The 4,992-nt window shown below is 58.7% G+C and carries 4 protein-coding genes; 3 read left to right on the top strand and 1 reads right to left on the bottom strand.

What is annotated here, in order from left to right:
* Nucleotides 1-158: 158 nt before the first annotated feature.
* The gene (locus HXO69_RS08655; RefSeq protein WP_005505516.1) at nt 159-698 is read right to left on the bottom strand and encodes a hypothetical protein; all 540 of its coding nucleotides are present in this window, start codon (nt 696-698) and stop codon (nt 159-161) included.
* A 461-nt stretch (nt 699-1,159) separates the two neighbouring features.
* On the opposite strand from HXO69_RS08655, the gene HXO69_RS08650 reads away from it, so the two are divergent.
* The 3 genes from HXO69_RS08650 to ilvC all read left to right on the top strand — a co-directional run bounded on the left by HXO69_RS08650 (nt 1,160) and on the right by ilvC (nt 4,728).
* Nucleotides 1,160-2,962 (top strand): acetolactate synthase large subunit, encoded by a 1,803-nt coding sequence (locus tag HXO69_RS08650; protein WP_296546541.1) that lies wholly within the window; start codon nt 1,160-1,162, stop codon nt 2,960-2,962.
* A complete protein-coding gene (gene ilvN, locus HXO69_RS08645) occupies nt 2,962-3,462 on the top strand; it encodes an acetolactate synthase small subunit (RefSeq protein WP_005505523.1) in 501 nt (166 codons plus the stop codon). The genes HXO69_RS08650 and ilvN overlap by 1 nt, the downstream gene beginning before the upstream one ends.
* Before the next feature lie 237 nt (nt 3,463-3,699).
* The gene (ilvC, locus tag HXO69_RS08640; protein WP_254755638.1) at nt 3,700-4,728 is read left to right on the top strand and encodes a ketol-acid reductoisomerase; all 1,029 of its coding nucleotides are present in this window, start codon (nt 3,700-3,702) and stop codon (nt 4,726-4,728) included.
* Nucleotides 4,729-4,992 lie beyond the last annotated feature (264 nt).

Genomic DNA, 4,992 nt, shown 5'->3' with positions numbered 1-4,992 from the left:
CGACATCAGGGTGCCCGAAGCGAAGCGAGGGCGGGTGCCCCTGTAGGAGCGAGGACGTGCACCGCACCTCAAGCCAGCAATGTGGCAGACTCAAGGCATACGAAAGCCCGCCACCGTCACAAGACAGTAGCGGGCATTCACCTCAAAAAGTCACACGGCTACAGGACCGGCCAAATCCGCGTCACAAACTCACGGAAATCCTCAACATCCTTACCCTGCTCCAGCAGACCAGTGCCAAAACGAGTCGCAACCTCAGCATTATCCTCAAACGACAAATAAAACGAGCTGCCATTCACCGACTCAATCGTCACCGCATCATCACCCACACGGTAAGCATGCAGCGCATTCGTATTATCAATCGTCGTAGCCGTACCCGCAGGCGTCAACGCAGGCAAATTCACCGGAGCAATAATCACCTCATCCGGCGCATCCTGATAACCCACAATAAAATGCTGCTGATCAGGATACTGGTGCAACGCCAAATCAGGATTACGGTAAACCGCACGGCCCGTCGCATACACCAAATTGTATGCACCGTAATTAATAATCTGCTCGTCAAAAACCGGGTGCAGAACCCGAATCAGTTCCTCACCCGTCAAAAACTCGCTACTCTCAACAGAGTTACGGGGGTCAACAACCTCTGCGTACTTACTTGCTTCGGTCAGCTCATCAGCGACCGTGATAATCGGTTCGGTCATAGCTTCAGTCTACCGGGGCAACCAACGAAGGTCACGAGTATTCGCACATATTACGCGCCATGACGTCCAAAAATGCGAGTTTTTCTCACCTGTTCAAATGAGCGCCCAAGAGTGCACGCACGCGCACAAGGTGTCCACATCATGAAAGAAAGTATTCGACCTGCGCCTTTATGAACAAAAACGGGTGTGTTGGCCGATAGAGATTTGACTCACCCCCTCTCGGGGCGCACCATAGAAGGGTGAAGACAGCAATGTTCCAGCGAATTCTAAACCTTGTCGACGTCGCCTAGGGCGAGTGGCAGGGTCTATTCACTGCGACTGAGCGCCCCTACCGCTACCACCAACAGCGAGGGGCATTTTTTATAGCTTGGTACCCCCGGGCATAGGATGCGTGAGGATCACACAAACCCCACGCAGAACATTGAGTACAACGAAGAACCATTAAGACACGAGGCATTTCCATGACTATGGGATTTTCCACTTCTGATGACGCGGCAAACGCTCCCGCAGAACGCATGACCGGTTCTCAGGCAATCGTCCGCACCCTCGAAGACCTGGGTGTGACTGACGTATTCGGCCTGCCTGGTGGAGCCATTCTGCCGACCTATGACCCCCTGTACGATTCCAAGAAGGTCCGCCACATCCTGGTCCGCCACGAGCAGGGTGCAGGCCACGCCGCTCAGGGCTACGCAGTGTCCAGCGGCAAGACCGGCGTGTGCATTGCAACCTCCGGCCCCGGCGCAACCAACCTGCTGACCGCAATCGCAGACGCAAACATGGACTCCATCCCCCTGGTTGCAATCACCGGCCAGGTGTCCACCAAGCTGCTGGGCTCTGACGCATTCCAGGAAGCTGACATCGTCGGCATGGCAATGCCCATCTCCAAGCACTCCTTCATGATCACCGACCCGCAGGACATCCCCCGCGCGCTCGCAGCAGCATTCCACATCGCATCCACCGGCCGCCCCGGCCCCGTGCTCGTGGACGTCACCAAGGACGCACAGGTCGGCATGATGGAATACCGCGGCATTCCTGAGGACCTGGAGCTGCGCGGCTACACCCCCGTCACCCGCGGCCACTCCAAGCAGATCCACGAAGCAGCTAAGTTCATCACCGAATCCAAGCGCCCCGTCTTCTACGTCGGTGGTGGCCTGGTCCGCGCAGGTGCTTCCGAAGAGTTCCACAAGCTGGCTAAGCTCATCGGCGCACCCGTCGTCACCACCCTGAACGCTATCGGTGCATTCCCCGACTCTGACCCCCAGAACCTCGGCATGCCCGGCATGCACGGCACCGTCCCCGCCGTCGCCGCAATGCAGAAGTCTGACTTGCTGATTACCCTCGGTGCACGCTTCGACGACCGCGTCACCGGTAAGCTCGACTCCTTCGCACCCGAGGCTAAGGTCATCCACATCGACGTTGACCCGGCAGAAATCTCGAAGATCCGCTTCGCAGACGTGCCGATCGTCGGCGACCTCAAGTACGTGCTGCCCGAACTGATCGAGCTGCTCTCCACCGAGTTCGCAGACCAGCTGCCGAACCTGACCGAGTGGTGGAACGAGCTGAACGTCATCCGCAAGGATTACCCGCTCGGCTACGAGAAGCCCAACGATGGCCTCGGCTCGCCCGAGTACGTCCTGGAGCGTATTAGCGCTCTCACCGGTCCCGACGCATACTACGTCACCGGCGTTGGCCAGCACCAGATGTGGGGCGCACACTACATCCAGCAGGAAAGCCCCCGCCACTTCATCAGCTCCGCAGGCCTGGGCACCATGGGCTACGGCGTGCCCGCAGGTATGGGCGCAAAGGTCGCACACCCCGAATCCACCGTCTGGGTTATCGACGGCGACGGCTGCTTCCAGATGACCAACCAGGAACTGGTCACCTGCGCACAGAACAACATCCCCATCAAGGTTGCCATCATCAACAACTCCTCCCTCGGCATGGTGCGCCAGTGGCAGACTCTGTTCTACAACGAGCGCTACTCCAACACCGACCTGAAGGACGGCCACGGCACCGTACGCATCCCCGACTTCGTCAAGCTCGGCGACGCATACGGCTGCGCAACCTTCCGCTGCGAACGCGACGAAGACGTGGACGCAACCATCAAGGCTGCCCTCGAAGTCAACGACCGCCCCGTGGTCATTGACTTCACCGTCAGCCCCCATGCCCTCGTCTGGCCCATGGTCCCGGCAGGCGTATCTAATGACAAGATTTGGATTGCGAAGAACACTTCGCCCGAGTTCGATCGTGAGGGAGAGAACTAATGTCTCAGCACACTCTGTCCGTTCTGGTAGAAGATAAGCCGGGCGTTCTCACCCGCGTCTCCGGTCTGTTCTCCCGCCGACTGTTCAACATCCTCTCCCTGGCTGTGGGCCCCACCGAAAACCCCGGTGTTTCCCGCATCACCGTCGTAACCGAAGGTGACGCTCACACCATCGAGCAGATTACTAAGCAGCTGAACAAGCTTGTTCACGTGCTGAAGGTCGTCGAGCTTCCCGCAGACTCCTCCACCCAGCGTGGTCACATCCTGATTAAGGTCAAGGCCGACGCAGTTGCTCGCCTGCAGATCGTTCAGGCAGCTGACCTGTTCCGCGCATCCGTGATTGACGTTTCCCCCGAGTCTGTTGTCATCGAGGCAACCGGTTCTGAGGAGAAGCTCAACGCACTGCTGGATGTTCTGGAGCCTTACGGTGTTCGCGAAATCGTTCGCGCCGGCACCATCGGCCTGGCACGTGGCCCCCGCGCCATGAGCGAGCGCATCTAACACCCACCAGGGTGCCACACCAACCCCGCACCAGCGGGAAATAGCGTCGGGTATCGCACCGCTACAACCGGGAAAACCGGTAGCGATGCGATACCCGACCCTATGGGCTCACAGACCTTCCGGATACTTCAGATGCTGAGAAGTAATCTCGACAGCCCGCAACTAAACAGCTATCAAGTAGAATAGTGAATGTTGAGCCCAGCCTGGGCCGCATATCAAACTTACTGAGGAGAAGAAATGGCAGCAACCATTTTCTACAACGACGACGCAGACCTCTCCCTGATCCAGGGCCGCACCGTAGCAGTTATCGGTTACGGCTCCCAGGGCCACGCACACGCACTGAACCTGCGTGACTCCGGCGTGAAGGTCATCGTCGGTCTGTCCGAGGGCTCCAAGTCCCGTGCCAAGGCTGAGGCAGAAGGCCTGCGCGTCGCAACCGTTGCAGAAGCAGCAGCAGAAGCAGACGTCATCATGATCCTGACCCCGGACCAGGTCCAGGCAAAGGTCTACGCAGAGAGCATCGAGCCGAACCTCAAGCCCGGCAACGCACTGTTCTTCGCACACGGCTTCAACATCCGCTTCGGCTACATCACCGCACCCGAGGGTGTCGACGTGGCAATGGTCGCCCCCAAGGGCCCCGGCCACACCGTCCGCCGCGAATACGAAGCAGGCCGCGGCGTTCCCGCCCTGGTCGCAGTCGAGAAGGACGCATCCGGCGAAGCACTCGCACTGGCACTGTCCTACGCAAAGGGCCTCGGCGCAACCCGCGCAGGCGTCATCAAGACCACCTTCACCGAAGAGACCGAGTCCGACCTGTTCGGCGAGCAGGCAGTCCTCTGCGGCTCCACCTCCCAGCTCGTCCAGTACGGCTTCGAGGTCCTCACCGAAGCAGGCTACCAGCCCGAAATCGCATACTTCGAGGTCCTGCACGAGCTCAAGCTCATCGTTGACCTGATGATCGAAGGCGGCATCGCTAAGCAGCGTTGGTCCATCTCCGACACCGCAGAGTACGGCGACTACGTCTCCGGCCCCCGCGTGATCTCCCCCGAGGTCAAGGAAAACATGAAGGCTGTCCTGGCAGACATCCAGAACGGCAACTTCGCAAAGCGCTTCATGGAAGACCAGGCTGCAGGCGCACCCGAGTTCAAGGAACTGCGCGCAAAGGGCGAGGCACACCCCATCGAGGCAACCGGCCGCAAGCTGCGCGAGCTGTTCTCCTGGAACACCGCTGACGACGACTACACCGAAGGTTCCGTCGCTCGCTAAGCGGTAGCTCAGCAATAGCTTTCTAAGAATCCGGCGTTCCACCCACACCCCGCTACAGGGGAGGGGAGGGGCGCCGGATTTTTGTGTTTTCAGGCTGAACGGCAACACCCGTCAAATATGTGATGCAGTTCATGCTCAATCAAGTTGCGGGTGTCTATAAAATGCCGTATAGTATTTACTTGTTGCAGGGGAAAACCTGAAAAACAAATAAGCGCCTCTAGCTCAATTGGCAGAGCAATTGACTCTTAATCAATGGGTTCTGGG

The organism is Rothia sp. (in: high G+C Gram-positive bacteria) (assembly GCF_015265375.1).
Lineage (GTDB): Bacteria > Actinomycetota > Actinomycetes > Actinomycetales > Micrococcaceae > Rothia.
The sequence above is the reverse complement of the archived record's forward strand: the minus strand, read 5'-3'. Positions and strand labels throughout refer to the sequence as shown.